This is a genomic window from Sphingosinithalassobacter tenebrarum (genome assembly GCF_011057975.1).
Lineage (GTDB): Bacteria > Pseudomonadota > Alphaproteobacteria > Sphingomonadales > Sphingomonadaceae > Sphingomonas > Sphingomonas tenebrarum.
Map to the genome: position 1 here is coordinate 497,899 of NZ_CP049109.1, position 19,640 is coordinate 517,538.

A 19,640-nucleotide genomic window follows, 5' to 3' on the forward strand; every position below is an offset into this window, starting at 1 on the left:
GGCGGTTTTTCGCGCTTTCCTCACGGTGACAAGCGATCGCTCTTCTGAAGAGCGTCTCTTCGATGATTTTCCAGTAATTCCGGCGATATTGCGGAAAAATGGTGCCCAGAAGAGGACTCGAACCTCCACGGCCATACAGCCGCCAGCACCTGAAGCTGGTGCGTCTACCAATTCCGCCATCTGGGCACGCTGGGGTAGGCGGGGCGCTCTACGGTTGTGCCGGGCGCTTGTCAACAGGGCGGATGCGCGAACCGCTATCCGCTTTCCGACGCTTGCCGTTTGGCGCGGCAACGGGCATTTGACGCGTTGTTCGGCAAGCGAAGAAACTGCGAGATCATGGCGATGAAGAACAAGCTGGTCACATTGTTCGGCGGAGGCGGATTCGTCGGGCGCTACGTCGCACAGGAACTGCTGCGCGCCGGGGCGCGGGTGCGAATCGCGCAGCGGCGCCCGCGTGACGCCTTTTTCCTGCGACCGCAGGGCGGCGTGGGGCAGACGCAGTTCGTGGCCGCCGACATCACCGATGCCGACAGCGTGGCTCGCGCGGTTCAGGGATCCGACGCGGTGATGAATCTGGTCGGCAGCTTTTCGAATTATCACGCGATCCAGGTGAAGGGCGCGCAGACGGTGGCGCAGGCCGCGAATCGTGCGGGAGCGGCGGCTTTTGTGCAGATGTCCGCAATCGGCGCCGATCCCGATTCTCCGTCCGAATATGGCCGCTCGAAAGCCGCGGGGGAACGTGCCGTTCTCGAGGCCTTTGCCGGCGCCACCATCCTGCGCCCCTCGGTCATTTTCGGGCGCGAGGATGATTTCCTCAATCGCTTTGCTGGAATGGTCGCCGCCGGGCCGATCGTTCCCATCCTGCGTCCCGACGCGAAGTTTCAGCCGGTCTATGTCGTCGATGTCGCCCAGGCGGCGATGCGCGCGATGGCCGATCCCGGCCAGCATGCGGGCCATGTCTATGAACTGGGCGGCCCCGATGTGATCACGATGTCGGAGCTGTACCGCTTCCTGGCCGAACAGACCGGACGCGACCCGATATTCGTTGAACTGCCCGATGCGATCGGCGGCATGATCGCGGCGCTTCCGGGCACCCCGATCACGGCCGATCAATGGCGGATGCTGAAGCAGGACAATGTGGTATCGCCCGGAAGCAGCGGGCTGGCCGCATTCGGCCTTGGAGCGACGCCGGTGGCGGCAGTCGCGCCGCAATGGCTGGTGCGGTTCCGCAAGCATGGCCGTTTCACAGCAACGGGCGAACCGGCCTGAGGTACAATGTCATTCGAGCGGCGTTCGCGCCGCCCGGTCGGGCCGTAAGGAGAGGCGGGCCGAGCGCACAAAGGGGCTCCATCCATGTCTGAACTGATCGTGATCATCCTCCTCGGCATCGTCGAGGGGATCACCGAGTTTCTGCCCGTTTCCTCGACCGGGCACCTCGTGCTCGCGGGATCGCTGCTGGGCTTCAACAGCGAGGTTTCCGGCACGTTCGAGATCGTTATTCAGCTGGGCGCGATCCTTTCGGTGATCGTGTTGTACTGGCGACGCTTCTGGAATGTGCTCGAAGGGCTCTTGCGTCGCGACAGCGGTGCGATCGCCTTCACCCGCAACGTACTGCTTGCCTTCCTGCCGTCGGCAGTGATCGGGCTGTTCGTCTATTCGGCGATCAAGGCCTTGCTCACCAGCCCGCAGCTCGGCCCGATCGTCGTTTCGATCGCGCTGATCGTGGGCGGTGTCATCATCCTGCTGATGGAACGGCTCATTCCGCACCCGCCCGAGGGCAGCGTGGAAGGCATGTCCTGGCGCACAGCGCTGGCGATCGGCGTGTTCCAGTGCCTGGCGATGATTCCGGGCGTCAGCCGTTCGGGTGCGACGATCATGGGTGCGCTGGGCATGGGCGTCGATCGCAAGACGGCGGCCGAGTTCAGCTTCTTCCTCGCGGTGCCGACGATGCTGGCTGCCTCGGTCCTCGATCTTATCAAAAGCCATGACTCGCTGGGCGAGGCCGGATGGAGCGCGATCGCGATCGGGTTTGTCGTTTCTTTCGTCGTTGCGCTGCTGGTGATCCGCTGGTTCCTGGCGATCGTCACTCGGCATGGTTTTGCGCCCTTTGCCTGGTATCGAATCGCCATCGGCGGCATCGCGCTGGTCTGGCTGCTCGCCTGACTATCGGGCCGAATCGGCCGCTTTCAAATCGCGGCAATTGCCGGAGCGGCGAGGGTGGCGCGGCTTATTCCGAAAGATAGGTCAGCATTACTTACTTATCGGCGCTTTAGCGCGTGACTCCGTGCCGGATTTCGCGTAGGGGCGCGCCATGACAGCAAAAAAGACCCTCCAGTTCGTGGATCGCGTGCAATCCTATCCGCCCAAGCGGGCCCCGGGGGAGCGCGCCGGCGACTTCGATGAAATTGCGCAGCGCTATGTCGATCAGGTGGCCGAGGATCAGGCCGGGCGCTGTTCGCAATGCGGCGTGCCCTATTGTTCGGTGCACTGCCCGCTGCACAATCATATCCCCGATTGGCTCCGGCTGACTGCCGAAGGGCGGCTACAGGAGGCGTATCAGCTCTCCAACCTGACTTCGACCATGCCCGAAATCTGCGGACGCATCTGTCCGCAGGACCGGCTGTGCGAAGGCAATTGCGTCATCGAATTTTCCGGCCACGGCGCCGTGACGATCGGTTCGGTCGAAAAGTTCATCACCGACACCGCCTGGGATCAGGGCTGGGTCGAGCCGCTGCAGCCGGGTCCGGCGCGCGGCCAGTCGGTTGCAGTGATCGGGGCGGGACCCGCCGGGCTGACCGCCGCCGAATATATGCGCGTCGCCGGCTATGACGTGCATGTCTATGACCGGCACGATCGTTCGGGCGGACTGCTGACCTACGGCATCCCCGGCTTCAAGCTGGAGAAGCACATCGTCACGCGCCGCGTCGAGCGGCTCGAGGCGGGCGGCATCGTCTTCCACAACAGTTTCGAAGTGGGGCGCGACGCGACACTCGAGCAATTGCGCGAGAAGCATGACGCGATCCTGATCGCCACCGGCGTTTACAAGCCGCGCGCGATCAAGATGCCGGGCAGCGATGCCGGCGGCGTGGTCGAGGCGCTCGATTATCTCACTGCGTCGAACCGGCGCGGGTTCGGCGACACGCTGGCCGACAACGCGGCGACGCTCGACGCGGCGGGCAAGCATGTCGTCGTGGTCGGCGGCGGCGATACGGCGATGGACTGCGTGCGTACCGCGATCCGCCAGGGCGCTGCATCGGTGAAGTGCCTCTATCGCCGCGATCGCGCGAACATGCCCGGATCGCAGCGCGAAGTCGCCAATGCCGAAGAGGAAGGCGTAGAATTCGTCTGGCTCTCGGCGCCCAAGGCAATCGAGGGCGGCGATGTCGCGACGGCGGTTCGCGCGGCGAAGATGCGGCTCGGCGCGCCCGATGCGAGCGGTCGCCGCACGCCCGAGCCCGAACCCGACGGCGATTTCACGGTGCAGGCGGACCTGGTGATCAAGGCGCTGGGTTTCGATGCCGAGGATCTGCCGACGCTGTTCGACGCGCCCGAACTGGGGCTGACTCGCTGGGGCACGGTGCGCACCGACGGGCAGACGATGATGACCAGCCTCGACGGCGTGTTCGCGGCCGGAGACATCGTCCGCGGGGCTAGCCTGGTCGTATGGGCGATCCGTGACGGGCGCGACGTTGCCGAGCATATGCACAAATGGCTCAAGGCGCGGGTCGACACCGGCGCCAATCGGAAGGTGGCGGCATGAAGCGATTGATGGCGATCCTTTGTGCGGCGCTCGTCGTGGCGCTGCCGCTCGGCGGCGCGGGCGCGGCGGGGATTCCCGTCCAGCAGCATGACGCGCACTGGCAGGCGGCCTACAAGCTGGCGCAGACGGTCCGCACCGAAGCGCATGTTCATGCCGAGATCGCGCGGCTGTACGACAGCGACCCGGGCAAGGCGCTGTTGCAGGAACCGGCCATCGCCGAACTCGAACGCCAATATCCCGGCATTGCCGACGTGATGATGAATTCGATCCGTTCCTATTCGACGCGCGACGCGCTCGAGCGGCTTCCCGATCTCTGGGAGCGGTTCGCCGATATCTATGCCGACGGACTGACCGATGCGGAGCTTGCTGTCGTCCAGGCCTTTTACGAATCGCCGGCCGGGCAGCGGTTTCTCGATGCGACGATTGCCGGCCTCGATCCGCGTCCGATGATGGCCGAGATGATCCAGCGAAGCGAACGAGCTGCGGAAGCGTCGGACATTTCGCGCATGACCACCCGGGCAGGGGTGTCGGCGGTGGGTCAGTTGTCTTCCGAAGACCAGGCGGCGCTGATGGCCTTTGCAAAGACGGGCGCCTTTCGGAAAATGTCGTTGCTGGCGCCGCGGATTCAGCAGGCAAGCGCCGACTGGGCGAACGACCAGTCGCCCGAACTGATGGCGGAAGCCCAGGCCGCAATGGTCAATGCAGCGACTGCGTATATGGCGCAGGCCGACCTCGCCCCGGGAAAGCCCTGACGGGGAACGGCAATCGCAGGCCGGTCGCAAGGCCGCCTGTCACAGCCCGCAGCAGCGGGCGCCAGCCCAAGCGGCGTCTCGGCCGCACGGCTGCAACCCATGATTGATCGAGCTTGAACATGACCGAAGACCAACGCACCCGCCTCGCCCGTGAGGGCATGTACCGCCCCGAATTCGAAGGTGATGCCTGCGGCGTCGGCCTGATCGCGGCGACCGACGGCAAATCGTCGCGGCGCGTCGTCCAGTCGGCGATCGATGCGCTCAAGGCGGTGTGGCATCGCGGCGCGGTCGATGCCGACGGCATGACCGGCGACGGTGCAGGGCTGCATGTCGATTTGCCGCGCGCGTTCTTCGAGAAGGCGGTTACCGACGCGGGGCATTCGATGCGCTCCGATCGTTTCGCGGTCGGCATGATCTTCCTGCCGCGTACCGATCTGGGTGCGCAGGAAAGCTGCCGCACGATCGTCGAAAGCGAGATCATCGAGGCGGGCTACACCATCTATGGCTGGCGCCAGGTGCCGGTCGACGTGTCGGTGATCGGCGAAAAGGCCAAGGCGACGCGGCCCGAGATCGAGCAGATCATGATCGCCGGGCCCGACCCCGAAACCACCAGCGCCGCCGAGTTCGAAAAGGAACTCTATCTCGTCCGTCGCCGGATCGAGCGGAAGGTGATCCAGGCGCAGATCAGCGGATTCTACATCTGTTCGCTGTCGTGCCGCTCGGTCATCTACAAGGGGCTGTTCCTCGCCGAATCGCTGAGCGAATTCTATCCCGACCTCACCGATGACCGCTTCGCCAGCCGCGTTGCGATCTTCCACCAGCGCTATTCGACCAACACCTTTCCGCAATGGTGGCTGGCCCAGCCGTTCCGCACGATGGCGCATAACGGCGAGATCAACACGATCCGCGGCAACAAGAACTGGATGCTCAGCCACGAGATCAAGATGGCGAGCATCGCGTTCGGCGATAAGTCCGAGGACATCAAGCCGGTGATCCCGGCGGGTGCGAGCGATACCGCCGCGCTCGACGCCGTGTTCGAAGCGATCTGCCGCTCGGGCCGTGATGCGCCGACCGCCAAGCTGATGCTGGTCCCCGAGGCATGGCAGGGCCGCAACGAAATGCCGCCCGCGCATGTTTCGATGTACCAGTATCTGGCGAGCGTGATGGAGCCGTGGGACGGCCCCGCAGCGCTGGCGATGACCGATGGCCGCTGGGTGGTCGCGGGGATGGACCGCAACGCGCTGCGCCCGCTGCGCTATACGCGCACGTCCGACGGGCTGCTGATCGTGGGTTCGGAAGCCGGAATGGTGCCGGTGCCCGAAGCCACCGTGATGGAAAAGGGCCGGCTGGGCCCGGGCCAGATGCTCGCGGTCGATCTCGACGAGGGGCAGGTCTATCATGATCGCGAGATCAAGGACCGTGTCGCCGGCGAGACCGACTATGCCGGCATGGCGGGCAAGTTCCTCACGATCGAAAACACCAAGTCGATCAACGGCAACCCGACGCCGCAATGGGACCGCGCCGAGCTGACGCGGCGGCAGGTCGCCGCCGGCCAGACACTGGAGGACATGGAACTCATCCTCGCGCCGATGGTCGAAACCGGCAAGGAGGCGATCGGATCGATGGGCGACGATACGCCGCTCGCGGTGGTGTCGGACAAGCCGCGGCTGATCAGCCAGTTCTTTCGCCAGAATTTCAGCCAGGTGACCAATCCGCCGATCGATTCGCTGCGCGAACGGCATGTCATGTCGCTCAAGACGCGGTTCGGCAATCTCGCCAACATCCTCGATACCGACGGGCAGAAGACCGGCGTGCTGGTGCTCGACAGCCCGGTGCTCACCTGTGCCCATTGGGAACGGCTCAAGGGCCATTTCGGCAATCAGGCTGCGGAAATCGACTGCACCTTCGATGCGAAGGGCGGGCCGGAAGCGCTGCGCGCCGCCATCGCCGATATCCGTGCGCAGGCCGAACAGGCGGTTCGCGAAGGCAAGACCGAGGTTTTCCTCACCGACGAGCATATCGGGCCCGATCGCGCGGCGATCGCCAGCGTGCTCGCGGCGGCGGCGGTGCACACGCATCTCGTGCGCAAGGGGCTTCGCTCCTATGCCAGCGTCAATGTCCGGTCGGCCGAATGCCTCGACACCCATTATTATGCGGTGCTGATCGGCGTCGGCGCGACGACGGTGAATGCCTATCTCGCCGAAGCGGCGATCGCGGACCGGCATAGCCGCGGCCTGTTCGGTGACCTCAGCTTCGACGAATGCCTCGCCCGGCACCGCAAGGCGATCGAGGAAGGGCTGCTCAAGATCCTGTCGAAAATGGGGATCGCGGTGATCTCCAGCTATCGCGGCGGCTATAATTTCGAAGCGGTCGGCCTCAGCCGCGCGCTGGTCAATGATTTCTTCCCTGGCATGCCCGCGAAGATTTCGGGCGAAGGCTATGCCTCGCTGCATCTGAGCGCGATGCTGCGCCACGAAGCGGCGTGGGACCCGGTGGTTGCGGCGCTGCCCGTGGGCGGTTTCTACCGCCAGCGGCACGGCGGCGAGACGCATGCCTATTCGGCGCAGCTGATGCACTTGCTGCAGACGGCGGTCTCCACCGACAGCTATTCGACCTATCTCAATTTCTCGCGCGGCGTGCGCGATTTGCCGCCGGTCTATCTGCGCGACCTGCTCGAATTCAACTATCCCGAGGAAGGGATCGCGATCGATCAGGTTGAGGCGATTACCGAGATCCGCAAGCGGTTCGTGACGCCGGGGATGAGCCTCGGCGCGCTGTCGCCGGAAGCGCATGAAACGCTTGCCATCGCAATGAACCGGATCGGCGCACGCGCCGTTTCGGGCGAAGGCGGCGAGGACAAGGAACGGTACACGCCGCGCGAAAATGGCGACAACGCCAATTCGACGATCAAGCAGGTGGCGTCGGGCCGGTTTGGCGTGACCGCCGAATATCTCAACGCCTGCGACGAGATCGAAATCAAGGTGGCGCAGGGCGCCAAGCCCGGCGAGGGCGGCCAGCTGCCCGGATTCAAGGTCACCGAATTCATCGCCAGGCTGCGGCATTCGACGCCTGGCGTGACGCTAATTTCGCCGCCGCCGCATCACGATATCTATTCGATCGAGGATCTCGCGCAGCTCATTTACGACCTGAAGCAGATCAATCCCAGGGCGCGGGTGTGCGTGAAGCTCGTCAGCTCGGCGGGCATCGGCACCGTCGCGGCGGGCGTCGCCAAGGCGCATGCCGACGTCATCCTCGTCGCCGGCCATGTCGGCGGCACGGGCGCCAGCCCGCAGACCTCGGTGAAATATGCCGGCACGCCGTGGGAAATGGGGCTTTCGGAAGTCAATCAGACGCTGACGCTCAATGCCCTGCGCGGCCGCGTGACGCTGCGCACCGATGGCGGGCTCAAGACCGGGCGCGACATTGTGATCGCCGCGATACTGGGCGCCGAGGAATATGGCATCGGGACACTCAGCCTTGTCGCGATGGGCTGCATCATGGTGCGCCAGTGCCATTCGAATACCTGCCCGGTCGGCGTGTGCACGCAGGACGAACGGCTGCGCGCCAAATTCGTCGGCACGCCGGAAAAGGTCATCAACCTGATGACCTTCATCGCCGAGGAAGTGCGCGAGATTCTCGCGCGGCTCGGTTGCAGGACCCTCGACGAGGTTATCGGCCGCACCGAACTGCTCAAACAGGTCAGCCGCGGCGCCGAGCATCTCGACGATCTCGACTTGAATCCGATCCTCGCCAAGGTCGACGCCGATGAGGATCAGCGGCGCTTCTCGCTCAACACGTTCCGCAATGAAGTGCCCGACAGCCTCGACGCGCAGATGATCAAGGACGCAGCACCCGTCTTCGCGCGCGGCGAGCGGATGCAGCTCACTTATTCGGTGCGCAACACGCATCGCGCGGTCGGCACGCGCCTCTCGAGCGAGATTACGCGGACGATCGGGATGAACAAGCTCGCCGACGGGCATGTCCATGTCCGGCTGCGCGGATCGGCGGGCCAATCGCTCGGTGCCTTTCTCTGCAAGGGCGTGACGCTCGAAGTGTTCGGCGACGCCAACGACTATGTCGGCAAGGGGCTTTCGGGCGGGCGCATCGTCGTGCGGCCGATGGTAAGCTCGCCGCTGGACAGCTCCAAGAACACGATCATCGGCAACACCGTCCTCTATGGCGCGACCGCGGGCAAGCTGTTCGCGGCAGGGCAGGCAGGCGAGCGTTTCGCGGTCCGCAACTCGGGCGCGCAGGTCGTGGTCGAAGGCTGCGGCGCGAACGGGTGCGAATATATGACCGGCGGCGTTGCTGTGGTGCTGGGCGGGGTCGGCGCCAATTTCGGGGCGGGGATGACCGGCGGCATGGCATTCGTCTACGATCCCGACGGAAGCTTCGATTCGCTCGCCAATCCCGAAAGCATCACCTGGCAGCGGCTCGATTCGGCGCATTGGGAAGGCGTGCTGCGCGATCTGGTCGACCAGCACCGCCTCGCCACCGACAGCAAATGGTCGGCGGGAATCCTCGACGACTGGAGCCGCGAGGTCGGCAAGTTCTGGCAGGTCGTGCCGCGTGAAATGCTCTCGCGCCTGTCGCACCCGCTCAGCGATCGTGCGCCCGAGCCGGAGCCTGAAGGCGAAGTTGTGGCGGCGGAATGACCCCTTCTCCCCTCCCTCTCAGGGAGGGGCTGGGGGTGGGTGGCGAGCCATAGGCTCGCATTCCGTCCTCGCCGCAGACGACTCGCTCGGGCCTTCGACTCACCCCCCGACCCCCTCCCTTCCAGAAAGGGGAGGCAGGGCGGCTACGTTCGCATTTATCTTCGCGCCCGCTTCCCCGGGACTCCGCGCGGCGCTAATAGCGTTGGCATGTGGAAGCTCCTCACATTCCCGCTCTGCCCTTTCTCCCGCAAGGTCCGGCTGCTGCTGGGCGAAAAGGGCATCGGCTATGACCTCGAGCCCGAGGCACCGTGGCAGCGGCGCGACGAATTTCTCGACATGAATCCCGCCGGCCAGACGCCGGTGATGATCGATACGTCGCGCGAAGCCCCGCCGCTGATCGATTCGATGGCGATCTGCGAATATTTCGAGGAGACGGTCGAAAAGGCCTCGATGCTCAACGGCACGGCCGGGGATCGCGCCGAAATCCGCCGCCTCGTCACCTGGTTCGACACGCATTTCTATCGTGACGTTACCGCGCCGTTGCTTCACGAGCGGATGGAAAAGCGCATCGTGCATCGCGCCACTCCCGACTCGCGCGTGCTGCGTGAAGCGATGAAGGCCGCTGTCGCGCATCTCGATTATATCGACTACCTGCTCGATTACCGCGCCTGGGTGGGCGGTGCGACGATGAGCCTCGCCGATCTCGCCGCCGCGGCACAGATATCGGTCACCGATTATCTCGGCGGGATCGACTGGAAAGGCAATGAACAAGCCAAGCGCTGGTATGTCGGGATGAAGAGCCGCCCCAGTTTTCGTCCGTTGCTGGCCGAACGCATGGAAGGCGTCTCGCCGCCGCCGCATTACGAAAAGCTCGATCTTTAACAGCGCGCAATTGCCTCTGCGGGCCCGGCTGCCTATCGTGCCGGGACATCAGCCGGAGGATTTCTTGCCGTGACTGAAGCCATGACGATCCGAAACGCCGTGCATTGCCGCGACTGCGCCTCGCTCATTTCACCGACCGCGAACACCTGCCCGAGATGCGGCGGGCGGCAGAACATCGCGACGGGTGGCTTGGGTGCGACGACGCCGAGCGGCAAGAATCGCGTCGTCGCTGCGTTGCTTGCGCTGTTCCTGGGCGGTTTCGGCGTCCACAAATTTTATCTCGGGCGGATCGGGTGGGGGATCGTCTACCTGATCTTCTGCTGGACGTTCGTCCCCGCGCTGATCGCGCTGATCGAAGCGATCGTCTATCTGACCATGTCCGAAGAGCAGTTCGAAACCAAATATGGTTGAATGCCGTGGAGCATCGCCGGCGCTGTCGTGTTGATCGGCAGAAGGAGAATGGCGCGTGCTTGAACATGTCCCCCGCTGGCTCGGCGCCAGTCTGAAAGGATTGCGTGCCGGCGCCGACAAGCTGGTGATCGTGCAGCCCGAACTGGGCAGCTTCGCCAATATGCGGATTGCGAGTCCCGCCTTTGCCAATGGCGCACGCCTGCCCGAGCGCTTTACCGCCGATGGTGCCGGAGTGTCGCCGCCGCTCTTCTGGACCGGGGTTCCCGAAGCGGCGCATCGGCTGGCCCTGATCGTCGAGGATGCCGACGCGCCAACGCCCAGCCCGCTCGTCCATGCGGTGATATGGGACCTCCCGCCTGATGTCGAAGAACTCAAGGAAGACGCGATCCGGGCTGACGGCAGGGGGGCCGCCGATGGGCGCGATGTCGGGCGCAACAGCTATTTCGGCGAAGGCTGGTTGCCGCCCGATCCGCCTACCGGGCACGGCGTTCACAATTATGCCTTTCAGCTGTTCGCGCTGGACGAGGGGCCGGATATCGGCAGCAATCCGGGGCGCAGCGCGCTGGTGAAGGCGATGGCCGGCCATGTGCTCGCCGCTGGCCTGCTTACCGGCACCTATTCGCGCGGCGAGCGCAAGCCCGGCGGCGCGGCGGGCAAGGCGGCGCTCGCCTGAAGCTCAGCCGTTGACCACGATTCCGCCATTGGGGTGGAGCACCTGCCCCGACATGTAGCTTGCGTCGTCGCATGCCAGGAACAGGAAGGAAGGCGCGATTTCATTGGGCTGGCCCGGGCGTCCCATCGGCGTAGCTTCGCCGAAATGCTCGAGCTTCTCCTCGGTCGCTCCGCCCATCGGGTTGAGCGGCGTCCAGATCGGACCTGGCGCCACGGCATTGACGCGAATCCCTTCGCCGACCAGATTTTCCGAAAGGCTGCGAGTGAATGCGGTGATTGCTCCCTTGGTCGCACTGTAGTCGAGCAATTCGCTCGATCCCTTGTACATCGTCACCGAGGTACAATTGACGATCGCCGCGCCGCGTTCGAGATGCGGCCGCACGGCCTGGACCATATGGAACATCGCGAAGATGTTGGTCTGAAAGGTGCGTCGCAGCTGCTTTTCGGTGATGCCGGTGATTTCCGGGTCGGGATGCTGCTCGCCGGCATTGTTCACCAATATGTCGATGCGACCGAATTTCTTGATGACGGCCTTGACAGCCTTTTCGGCGACGCCTTCCTCGCCCAGGTCACCGGCGAAAGTCAGTGCCTCGCCGCCTTCGTCGCGCACGATTTCGGCGGTTTTTGCCGCGTCATCATGTTCGCAAAGATAGAGAATCGCGACATCGGCGCCTTCGCGGGCGAACAGGGCGGCGGTGGCGCGACCGATGCCGCTGTCGGCGCCGGTGACGATCGCCACCTTGCCCTGCAGCCTTCCCGAACCGGGATAGCGCGGTGTCCAGTGGGGCTTGGGTTCAAGTTCGCTTTCATGGCCGGGAAGCGAATCTTCGTGGATCATGTCGACTGTGTCTGTCATCGCTACGCTCCTGAAATTGGGGAGTTTCCTCTCCCAACCGGCGGGCGGTAGCGGCGGTTCCGCTGCGATCGGCGCGGCCGGGGCGCGAAAGCGGCGAACCGAAAAGCGGCTGCCGAAGCGGCGCGAGGATCAGGCCATGAGGCCAGGACCCACAGCGCTGCTTGCGGCGATCAGGACGGCCGTGATCAAAATGGCGGCCGTGCCGGAGAAGAGGGTGCGGAACATCGTGATTTCCTTTCCAAACCGGACAATCACGCGATCGGCAGAACCGAGCCCGAGGCACCGATCATGATGTAGGTGATCAGCGCGGCACCGAAGATTGCGACCGAGCTGTGGATCGAAGCGAGACGTGCGGACATTGAATTTGCTCCCTGTGCATTCTGGCTCGCCGGACCATCCGGCGGCCGATGCTCAGGGATTTGCAGCTTGCGTGCCAGTTTTATAACACGCTGTTTTCAAACGATTTCAGAATTTTTCTGAGGTGGAATTTACCAGGAAAACTAGGGAAAAATACCAATATGTGGGATTTTTCTATTTCTCGCTGCGGACCTGATTGCGGCCATTTGCCTTCGCGTCGTAGAGCAGCGCGTCGGCGCGCTGATAGGCGTGCGCATAGTCCTCGTCGGGATGTGCCTGCGTGATGCCCGCGGAAAAGGTGATCGCGCCCAGCGGTTCGTCGCTGTCGCGCAGCCGATACCGCTTCGCCGCCACTGTCGCGCGCGCGCGATCGAGCGTGGCCAGCGCCGCGCCATGTGATATCCCCGAAAAGAGAATCGCGAATTCCTCGCCGCCATAGCGCGCGACGAGATGGCCGGGGCAGGATTGCGAAAGCGCCTCTGCGATCGCCTTCAGCACGCGGTCGCCGACGGCATGGCCGAACCGGTCATTGACCGACTTGAAATGATCGACGTCGCAAACGGCTATGCAGACCGACTGCGCAGCGCCCATTTGCGCGGCATAGGCTTCTTCGAACGCGCGACGATTGGGCAGGTCGGTCAGCGGATCGCGGCGGGCATTGTCGCGCGCTTCCTCCAGCTTGGTGCGCAGATCGGCCGCTTCGCGAGTCGCCGCGTCGAGCCGGGTTTCGGCAACGCGCACGCGCTCAAGCATGCCGGCGGTGATTCGCGCGACATCGTCGAGGCTTGCGCCGCCATTGCCGCCGCCCGAGCGCGATCGATCGATCGCCGCCGCGCTTTCGGCCAGATCGCGTCCGAAACCCTGCGCTTCGGCCCGCATGGCGTGGACCATGTCCTCGAAGCCCTCCACCTGCATCTGGGTGCTGGCGACGAGACCTTCGGCCTGTTTCCGCGTTGGTCCGGCATCCGTTTCCGGTGCGGGGCCTTGTGGGGCGGGCAGAACGCCGCAACCCAGCGATTCGATATCCCGCCGGGTCAGGCGGACGCCGCCATAGGTCAGTTCGGCCACAGCCCGCGCCAGCGGTCCGTCGGGTTCGACGAGCAGATGATGCGCGAAGGCATAGTTTACCGGATCGGGATCGAGCCGCTGATCGCGCAGAAACGCGCCGATCCGATCGAAAAGCGTGGCGGCGGGGCGCGCCGCGTCTTTTCTGGATACGGCCCTGAGTGCGGCCATGCTCGTGTTTCCCCTCGGAATTCATCCTGCGTCGGCGGGCCCGTTCGGCGTGCCGCGCATGTTGATATATCGCTCTACCGTCCAATGGCTAAGAATCAGTGATCAAATCGCCATCCGCTTCGTTGATCGGGAAATTTTCATTCGTTTGACAGGAGGATAGTCGCATGTTCGTCGCGGTGTACTGGTGGCGCGTGGCCCCCGGGAAAGAGGAGCAGTTCCGTGCCGCCTGGCGCCGGGGAACCGCACTGATCCGGCAACGCTATGGCAGCCTCGGATCGCGGCTGCACCAGGAGCGCGACGGGCGATTCGTCGGCTATGCCGAATGGCCCGACGAAGCGACCTGGCAAAAGGCGTTCGACGCCAAGATGGTCTATGACGACCGCGAAACCCGCGCCGCCTTCGTCGATGCTGTGATCGAAACCCCGCCGAACAACGCCCCGGCCTTCACCATGACCGTGACCGACGACTTGCTCGATCGCGCTTCCTGACAGCTGCGGCGACGGCAATCCGCGCGAGCGGAGCAAAAGCCTATTCGGCCGCCAGTTCCCGCACCGCCGCGAGCGTGTTGGCGACATGCCGGGCGGGATTCGAATCAGTGAAGGCATAGGCGACCTTGCCGTCCTGACCGATCACGTAACTGGTGCGGCTGGTGATGTTCCGCCCCTGATATTGGCGACCGAGCGATACGTCATAGCCGCTGATGATCGCCGGGGTGGCGCTCGCCACCGGGAATTTGCCCGCGCAATGCTGTTGCGAGAAGGGCTTGAGCTGTTCGACGCCGTCTGCGGACATGCCGATCACGCTCGCCCCGGCGGCGCGAAAATCGTCGACCGCATCGGCGAAGGCGGCGGCTTCGGCGTTGCAGCCGGGAGTGAAGGCTGCCGGGAAGAAATAGAGGATGACGGGCCCCTGTTTCAGCTTTTCGGCGAGATGCAGCGTGAATTCCTGCCCCGCCAGCGCGCCTTGCGTCGTAAAATCGGGCGCGGCATCGCCCGGGGCGAGTTGCGCGGCCGCTGGCGGGGCCGCGACAATGGCCAGAGGGGCGATCAGCATCGACAGTCGCATGGCATATTCTCCTTGTTTCTCAGCGCGTAAAGGCGATTCCGAACCGCAGCTGCGTGTCGGTCACGTCATAGCGGTCGAGCCATTCGCCTTCGCCGTGAAAGCCCTGAACGAACAGATAGCCGCCGAGCTGCGAATCGATTCGCGTCAGCGGGTAAGAAAGAAACCCCTCGACCGCGCCGTTGCCGGTATTGAAATTGCCGCGTCCGGTGACGGCCAGCCTGATCCCGTCGACCTGGGTGACTGCGGCCGTCAGCGCGGTATAGCCGCGATAGTCCTCGATATCGGGCGCCGATCCCTGATGCGCGAAATAGACCCATGCCATCGGCGCGACATCGAGCCGCCAGTCCTCGCCCAGATCGAACCGCTGTTCGACGCGGCCGAAGATGCGATTGACGTCCTTGCTGCCGATATCGCGCCCGTTGCTGTCATGGCGATAGCCGAAGGCGATTTGCGTCGCATCGCCCACCGGCACCTGCGCATAGACCTCGGGACTATAGTCGGTCGCGCGGAACGGCCCCGACGGCGCATCGAAATCCCAGTACATTGTCTGGGTATAGGCGACGCGCAGATGGCGCAGCGCGGTCTCGCCGACGAACGGCTTGAACGCGAAGCTGAATTGCATCTTGATGCCCGCTTCCTCCGGGCCCCAGGCCGCGTAGATCGGCTCGTGCGGTTCGAACCGGTCGAGCAAGGCGGCCGAGGAGCCGGTACTGCTGGCGACCACGGTTTCGCCTTCGGGCGCGTCGGGGGCGGGCGTCCAGGCGGCGGCGGGCGGTGTCGCGGTTCCGGCGAGGCCGACCGGAACGTAGCGCAGCTTGGCGAAGCCGCCGGGTTCGACGGTGCGGTCGGGCGCGGGAACGCGTTCGAGGATCAGCTTCGTCCCGTCGGCGGCGGTCAGCTCGATCTGGCGCGGCGCCTCGATCGGCTGCGGGGCATCGCTTTCGTTGAGCAGATAAACCTCGACGCCGCGCAGTGCCTCGCGCTCGGACGCGGGCTGGACCGGCACCGTGCGCAATTGCGCCGCCGCGGGCGCAGCGATCAGAAACGGGGCGATCAGCAGCGGAGCGATCAGGAGCAACGGGCGGCGCATCGGCGCGTGATGTGGCAGGCGGTGCGCCGTTCCGCCAGCAAAAATCCGCGGCCGGGCTGGCGGAGAATGCCGCCGATGCGGTAACGGCATGATATGCCAGTCACTTCCGCCGATATCGAACTTGCCGGGCGCCTCGCCGATGCCGCCGGCACTGCGATTCGCCCCTATTTCCGCGCCGAGCACGGCCTTGAGCAGAAAGGCGACGATTCGCCCGTGACCGCCGCCGACAAGGCGGCCGAGGCGGCGATGCGCCGCCTGATCGTCGCCGAACGCCCGATGGACGGGATCGTCGGCGAGGAAGAGGGCGTGCGCGAAGGGACGAGCGGGCGGCAATGGGTGCTCGATCCGATCGACGGGACGCGCGCCTTCATTTCGGGCCGCCCGATCTTCGGCACGCTGATCGCTTTGCTCGAGGATGGCTGGCCGGTGCTCGGCGTGATCGATCAGCCGATCCTCAATGAACGCTGGGCGGGCGTGACCGGGCGCCCGACTTTGTTCAACGGCAAGCCGGCGAGCACGCGCGCCTGCCGATCGCTCGACAAGGCATTGCTCGCGACGACATCGCCCGCACTGTTTTCCGACGATCAGCTTCATGCCTTCGAACATCTCGACGCCAAGGTGATGAGCACCGTGCTGGGCGGGGATTGTTACAATTATGCCTGCCTCGCCTCGGGGCATCTCGACATCGTCGTCGAGGCGGGGCTGAAGCTCTATGACTTCGCCGCGCTGGTGCCGGTGGTCGAAGGCGCGGGCGGGCGGATGTGCGACTGGAACGGCGATCCGCTCCACGGCGGCTCCCACGGCGAAGTGATCGCGGCGGGCGATTCGGCGCGGATCGACGACATTCTCGAGGCGCTGGCCTGTCGCGGCCATTGAGGCGGTTTGCGAGGGCCGAAAGCGGCTTCTGGCCGAATCGGCAGAAACCGCAGTTTTGCGTGCCAAGTTCGCAGTGTGTCCCGACGTAACACGCGCGCGCAGGCTCGCGCACACGCGCGAGGCGGTTTTGCGGGCGAGAGCGGCAAGGGCGGCGAAGATGCGCATCGGGGGAGCTAATCCCGTTGCGCGCATGTAGGACAGCGGAAAATCCTCCCCGGCCCGGGGCGGCATGCCCCCGTTGCATTGTTGGAGTCTTTCGGCTAAGCGCCCCGCTTTCCGCGATCCAGAAGAACGGGCCGGCCGAAATGGGCTGCCGTGTTCGTTCGCAAGTCGTCGCGTAACCAAGGAGACGAAAATGCCCAAGCTCAAGACGAAGAGCGGCGTCAAAAAGCGCTTCAAATTCACCGCCACCGGCAAAGTGAAGCACGGCGTCGCCGGCAAGCGCCACCGCCTTATTTCGCACAATTCGAAATATATCCGCCAGAACCGCGGCACGTCCGTGCTGTCCAAGTCCGATGTCGACCACGTCAAGGCGTGGGCGCCCTACGGCCTCAAGTAAGGAGATCGCGACATGGCACGAGTGAAGCGTGGTACGACCACCAAGGCGAAGCATAAGCGCATTCTGGATCAGGCGAAGGGCTATCGCGGCCGTCGCAAGAACACGATCCGCGTCGCGCGCCAGGCCGTCGACAAGGCCGGCCAGTACGCCTATCGCGACCGCAAGGTCAAAAAGCGCACGTTCCGCGCGCTGTGGATCCAGCGCATCAACGCGGGTGTCCGCGCCGAAGGCCTGACCTATTCGCAGTTCATGCACGGGCTGAAGCTCGCCGGCGTCGAGCTGGACCGCAAGGTTCTGGCCGACATCGCGATGCACGAAGGCGACGCGTTCAAGGCGATCGTCGCGCAGGCCAAGGCGGCACTGCCCGAAGCGGCCTGAACTTCGGTTCGGTGAACAGATAAAGGGCCGCGGGCGGATGCGCTCGCGGCCCTTTTCGTTGTTGGCGAAGCCGCTCCGGCGCGGCTCAGGCGGCCTGCGTCGCAAACAGGTCGCCCTGGCGCGAAACGAGCGGCCAGCGGCCGATCTCGGTATATTTGCGCCCGACGATGCTGTGAACCAGCACGAAATCGCGCGCCTCCATGTCGATCGCCGAAACGGGGCGCGTGAACGGCGTTTCCTTGCGATGGCCGATCGTCACATGCGGCGCGAATTCCCAGCCGGCGCGTGCCATCCCCATCCGCGCAAGCGGCTCGCCGAGCGACCGCGCCAGTGCGACGAGCGGCGCGGCGCGGCGGCGCGGGGCGAGCGCGATCGATGTGCCCGAACCCGTCAGCATGTCCAGCCGGACGGTGAGCGGCGCGCTGTCGATACGCTCGGCGATCGCGCACATCGCTTCGGCCTCGGCTTCGGGAAAGCCGGTCCAGTCGCGCCCGATCGCCAGCGTCAGGTGCAGCCGGTCGTTGGCGACACAGTGATCGAGCGTGCCGGTCTCGTCGCGCAGCGCCCCGATCCGCGCGCCGGTGCGCGAATCGGGCCAGAGAGCGAAAAACAGACGATGGGTAGTGGACATAGTGGCGGCACAAGCGTAGTTGTTCGCCATCTGTTCTCGCGATGCGGCGGGCCGATGTCAACGCCGCGCAGGTCTGAAAGGGGCGAACGATGGCGGAACCGGAAACACTCGAAGGAACGTGTCTGTGCGGCGCGGTGACCATCACCATTCGTCCGGCCGAACGCCATGTCGATGCCTGTCATTGCGACATGTGCCGGCGCTGGGCCGGCGGGGCGTTTCTTTCGATGCCCGCGGTGACCGACATTGCGATCGAAGGCGCCGAAAACGTCACGCGCTATCGCTCGTCGGACTGGGCCGAGCGCGGCTTTTGCGGCGAATGCGGGACGCATCTCTTCTATCATCTGCTCCCCGCCGACAGCTATTCCTGCCCCTCGGGCCTGTTCGCGCGCGCCGATGATTTTCCGCTGACCAGCGAGATCTTCATCGACGAAAAGCCCGCTACCTACAGTTTCGCGGGGAATCGCGAACGGTTGACCGGGGCGCAGGTGATCGCGCAATTCAACGCCGCGCATGGGCAGTAGCGCGGGCATTGCCTGCAAATTCTCGTAAATTTCGCAATCCTCGATTGCCCTGGGCCGCGGTTCTGCCTAGCAAATGCTCCCGAGGGGGGCAGGGATGCGATTTCATCACCTGATACTGGGCGCGCTTGCGCCGATGACGCTGCTGGCGGGGTGCGGCATGGTCGCGCCCGAACCGGTCGAGCCGAACAGTCTGGCGCTCTGGGCCGCCGAACATGGCGAGCTGGTCGGCGATCCGCCGCCCGCCCAGCAAGGCCAGGGCGACGCGATGCGAGTCACCGACGATCGGCACGGCTACCAGATGGATCCGGGCAAGGGCGGCGGCGAACTGCGCATCTATTTCGTCCCGCTCGCCAGCGTCGATGAGGATCTTCCCGCGCGGATCAACGAAAACTGGTTTCCCGGCGGCAACGCCGTGCTCGCCCAGACGGTGGGCGACGGCGAAAATCCGCCGCATCGGCGGCTGCCGCTCGGCGATGTGGAAAGCTATTATCTGATGATCGCGGTCGGCAAGAACGCCGCGATGTGCGCGGATTATACCGTCGCGTGCGACAGCGTCGTCTTCTATCAGCTGCTCGGCAAGCTCAAGCGCCACCCGCTGTTCGGCGCGGGGCAGCAATCGGTCGCATTCGGCGCTCCGGGGAGCGAGGGATATGACGCGCTGATCGGCGATGACGCGCCGAGCGCCGCAGCGCTTTGCGGCTTCGACCCCGAAGCCGATCGCATTCCGGCACAGGTCCGCGACGGATGCATGGCGCAGCGGCTGATGCGCTTCGCCGTCGACAATGGTTTCACGCTCGACAAATGGCAGGCGTTGATGCCGCTTGATCACGGCGCGCTGGTCCGGCTGCTTGATTTCTGGGTCGATCAGCCGCTCGCGTCGGACGGCGTGCTGCCCGGTTCGGCAATACGGGAGTCGTTGTGATGCGGCGGATCGGACCC

Annotated in this window: 19 protein-coding genes and 1 tRNA gene; 14 read left to right on the forward strand and 6 right to left on the reverse strand. The window is 64.9% G+C overall.

Translation table 11 applies throughout. The features are described 5' to 3' along the window. Nucleotides 1-99 precede the first annotated feature (99 nt). A tRNA-Leu gene (locus tag G5C33_RS02535) sits at nt 100-186 on the reverse strand. Between the two features lie 156 nt (nt 187-342). On the opposite strand from G5C33_RS02535, the gene G5C33_RS02540 reads away from it, so the two are divergent. From G5C33_RS02540 to G5C33_RS02575, 8 genes are all read left to right on the forward strand, one after another. Further along, a complete protein-coding gene (locus tag G5C33_RS02540; RefSeq protein ID WP_165328670.1) occupies nt 343-1,269 on the forward strand; it encodes a complex I NDUFA9 subunit family protein in 927 nt (308 codons plus the stop codon). 84 nt (nt 1,270-1,353) lie between these two features. Continuing rightward, nucleotides 1,354-2,163, forward strand: a complete 810-nt coding sequence (locus tag G5C33_RS02545) for an undecaprenyl-diphosphate phosphatase (protein WP_165325774.1) — start codon at nt 1,354-1,356, stop codon at nt 2,161-2,163. Nucleotides 2,164-2,311: 148 nt separating this feature from the next. Beyond that, complete coding sequence (locus G5C33_RS02550) at nt 2,312-3,760, forward strand: NAD(P)-dependent oxidoreductase (protein ID WP_165325775.1); 1,449 nt, start codon at nt 2,312-2,314, stop codon at nt 3,758-3,760. Then, on the forward strand, nt 3,757-4,512 hold the full coding sequence (locus G5C33_RS02555) for a DUF2059 domain-containing protein (RefSeq protein ID WP_165325776.1): 756 nt from the start codon (nt 3,757-3,759) through the stop codon (nt 4,510-4,512). The genes G5C33_RS02550 and G5C33_RS02555 overlap by 4 nt, the downstream gene beginning before the upstream one ends. Before the next feature lie 119 nt (nt 4,513-4,631). After that, a complete protein-coding gene (gene gltB, locus G5C33_RS02560; RefSeq protein WP_165325777.1) occupies nt 4,632-9,167 on the forward strand; it encodes a glutamate synthase large subunit in 4,536 nt (1,511 codons plus the stop codon). Nucleotides 9,168-9,374: 207 nt separating this feature from the next. After that, nucleotides 9,375-10,049 carry a glutathione S-transferase family protein gene (locus G5C33_RS02565; protein ID WP_165325778.1) on the forward strand — a complete coding sequence of 225 codons (675 nt, stop codon included), beginning with the start codon at nt 9,375-9,377 and terminating at the stop codon, nt 10,047-10,049. Between the two features lie 69 nt (nt 10,050-10,118). After that, on the forward strand, nt 10,119-10,460 hold the full coding sequence (locus tag G5C33_RS02570; RefSeq protein WP_228275172.1) for a TM2 domain-containing protein: 342 nt from the start codon (nt 10,119-10,121) through the stop codon (nt 10,458-10,460). A 55-nt stretch (nt 10,461-10,515) separates the two neighbouring features. Next, the gene (locus G5C33_RS02575) at nt 10,516-11,133 is read left to right on the forward strand and encodes a YbhB/YbcL family Raf kinase inhibitor-like protein (protein ID WP_165325779.1); all 618 of its coding nucleotides are present in this window, start codon (nt 10,516-10,518) and stop codon (nt 11,131-11,133) included. Nucleotides 11,134-11,136: 3 nt separating this feature from the next. On the opposite strand, the gene G5C33_RS02580 is transcribed toward G5C33_RS02575, so the two are convergent. Continuing rightward, nucleotides 11,137-11,988 (reverse strand): SDR family oxidoreductase, encoded by an 852-nt coding sequence (locus G5C33_RS02580; RefSeq protein ID WP_165325780.1) that lies wholly within the window; start codon nt 11,986-11,988, stop codon nt 11,137-11,139. Between the two features lie 531 nt (nt 11,989-12,519). Next, nucleotides 12,520-13,581, reverse strand: coding sequence for a GGDEF domain-containing protein (locus G5C33_RS02585; RefSeq protein ID WP_165325781.1), 1,062 nt, complete (start codon nt 13,579-13,581; stop codon nt 12,520-12,522). 164 nt (nt 13,582-13,745) lie between these two features. On the opposite strand from G5C33_RS02585, the gene G5C33_RS02590 reads away from it, so the two are divergent. After that, nucleotides 13,746-14,069: an antibiotic biosynthesis monooxygenase family protein gene (locus tag G5C33_RS02590; protein ID WP_165325782.1), complete on the forward strand. Its 324-nt coding sequence runs from the start codon at nt 13,746-13,748 to the stop codon at nt 14,067-14,069. Nucleotides 14,070-14,109: 40 nt separating this feature from the next. Here the strand turns inward: G5C33_RS02590 and G5C33_RS02595 are convergent, their stop codons facing one another. Both G5C33_RS02595 and G5C33_RS02600 read right to left on the reverse strand, forming a co-directional pair. Continuing rightward, a complete protein-coding gene (locus tag G5C33_RS02595; RefSeq protein WP_165325783.1) occupies nt 14,110-14,646 on the reverse strand; it encodes a peroxiredoxin in 537 nt (178 codons plus the stop codon). 19 nt (nt 14,647-14,665) lie between these two features. Then, the gene (locus G5C33_RS02600; protein WP_165325784.1) at nt 14,666-15,736 is read right to left on the reverse strand and encodes a phospholipase A; all 1,071 of its coding nucleotides are present in this window, start codon (nt 15,734-15,736) and stop codon (nt 14,666-14,668) included. A gap of 93 nt (nt 15,737-15,829) precedes the next feature. On the opposite strand from G5C33_RS02600, the gene hisN reads away from it, so the two are divergent. The 3 genes from hisN (at nt 15,830) to rplT (ending at nt 17,549) form a co-directional block, all read left to right on the forward strand. Further along, entirely contained in the window at nt 15,830-16,612 is a 783-nt protein-coding gene (hisN, locus tag G5C33_RS02605) for a histidinol-phosphatase (RefSeq protein WP_165325785.1), read from the forward strand. 355 nt (nt 16,613-16,967) lie between these two features. Further along, nucleotides 16,968-17,171 carry a 50S ribosomal protein L35 gene (gene rpmI / locus G5C33_RS02610; RefSeq protein WP_165325786.1) on the forward strand — a complete coding sequence of 68 codons (204 nt, stop codon included), beginning with the start codon at nt 16,968-16,970 and terminating at the stop codon, nt 17,169-17,171. 12 nt (nt 17,172-17,183) lie between these two features. Further along, on the forward strand, nt 17,184-17,549 hold the full coding sequence (gene rplT, locus G5C33_RS02615) for a 50S ribosomal protein L20 (RefSeq protein ID WP_165325787.1): 366 nt from the start codon (nt 17,184-17,186) through the stop codon (nt 17,547-17,549). Nucleotides 17,550-17,634: 85 nt separating this feature from the next. Here rplT and G5C33_RS02620 read toward each other — a convergent pair whose 3' ends face one another. Next, nucleotides 17,635-18,180: a 2'-5' RNA ligase family protein gene (locus G5C33_RS02620; RefSeq protein ID WP_165325788.1), complete on the reverse strand. Its 546-nt coding sequence runs from the start codon at nt 18,178-18,180 to the stop codon at nt 17,635-17,637. 89 nt (nt 18,181-18,269) lie between these two features. Between G5C33_RS02620 and G5C33_RS02625 the strand changes: the two genes are divergently transcribed. Beyond that, nucleotides 18,270-18,701, forward strand: a complete 432-nt coding sequence (locus G5C33_RS02625) for a GFA family protein (RefSeq protein WP_165325789.1) — start codon at nt 18,270-18,272, stop codon at nt 18,699-18,701. Nucleotides 18,702-18,795: 94 nt separating this feature from the next. After that, the gene (locus tag G5C33_RS02630; RefSeq protein WP_165325790.1) at nt 18,796-19,623 is read left to right on the forward strand and encodes a hypothetical protein; all 828 of its coding nucleotides are present in this window, start codon (nt 18,796-18,798) and stop codon (nt 19,621-19,623) included. Nucleotides 19,624-19,640: the final 17 nt, after the last annotated feature.

Bases quoted from the DNA above. Each gene is read 5' to 3' on its own strand.
- G5C33_RS02540 (WP_165328670.1), top strand. From the start codon at position 343: ATGAAGAACAAGCTGGTCACATTGTTCGGCGGAGGCGGATTCGTCGGG.
- G5C33_RS02545 (WP_165325774.1), top strand. From the start codon at position 1,354: ATGTCTGAACTGATCGTGATCATCCTCCTCGGCATCGTCGAGGGGATC.
- G5C33_RS02550 (WP_165325775.1), top strand. From the start codon at position 2,312: ATGACAGCAAAAAAGACCCTCCAGTTCGTGGATCGCGTGCAATCCTAT.
- G5C33_RS02555 (WP_165325776.1), top strand. From the start codon at position 3,757: ATGAAGCGATTGATGGCGATCCTTTGTGCGGCGCTCGTCGTGGCGCTG.
- gltB (WP_165325777.1), top strand. From the start codon at position 4,632: ATGACCGAAGACCAACGCACCCGCCTCGCCCGTGAGGGCATGTACCGC.
- G5C33_RS02565 (WP_165325778.1), top strand. From the start codon at position 9,375: ATGTGGAAGCTCCTCACATTCCCGCTCTGCCCTTTCTCCCGCAAGGTC.
- G5C33_RS02580 (WP_165325780.1), bottom strand. From the start codon at position 11,988: ATGACAGACACAGTCGACATGATCCACGAAGATTCGCTTCCCGGCCAT.
- G5C33_RS02585 (WP_165325781.1), bottom strand. From the start codon at position 13,581: ATGGCCGCACTCAGGGCCGTATCCAGAAAAGACGCGGCGCGCCCCGCC.
- G5C33_RS02590 (WP_165325782.1), top strand. From the start codon at position 13,746: ATGTTCGTCGCGGTGTACTGGTGGCGCGTGGCCCCCGGGAAAGAGGAG.
- G5C33_RS02595 (WP_165325783.1), bottom strand. From the start codon at position 14,646: ATGCGACTGTCGATGCTGATCGCCCCTCTGGCCATTGTCGCGGCCCCG.
- G5C33_RS02600 (WP_165325784.1), bottom strand. From the start codon at position 15,736: ATGCGCCGCCCGTTGCTCCTGATCGCTCCGCTGCTGATCGCCCCGTTT.
- hisN (WP_165325785.1), top strand. From the start codon at position 15,830: ATGCCAGTCACTTCCGCCGATATCGAACTTGCCGGGCGCCTCGCCGAT.
- rpmI (WP_165325786.1), top strand. From the start codon at position 16,968: ATGCCCAAGCTCAAGACGAAGAGCGGCGTCAAAAAGCGCTTCAAATTC.
- rplT (WP_165325787.1), top strand. From the start codon at position 17,184: ATGGCACGAGTGAAGCGTGGTACGACCACCAAGGCGAAGCATAAGCGC.
- G5C33_RS02620 (WP_165325788.1), bottom strand. From the start codon at position 18,180: ATGTCCACTACCCATCGTCTGTTTTTCGCTCTCTGGCCCGATTCGCGC.
- G5C33_RS02625 (WP_165325789.1), top strand. From the start codon at position 18,270: ATGGCGGAACCGGAAACACTCGAAGGAACGTGTCTGTGCGGCGCGGTG.
- G5C33_RS02630 (WP_165325790.1), top strand. From the start codon at position 18,796: ATGCGATTTCATCACCTGATACTGGGCGCGCTTGCGCCGATGACGCTG.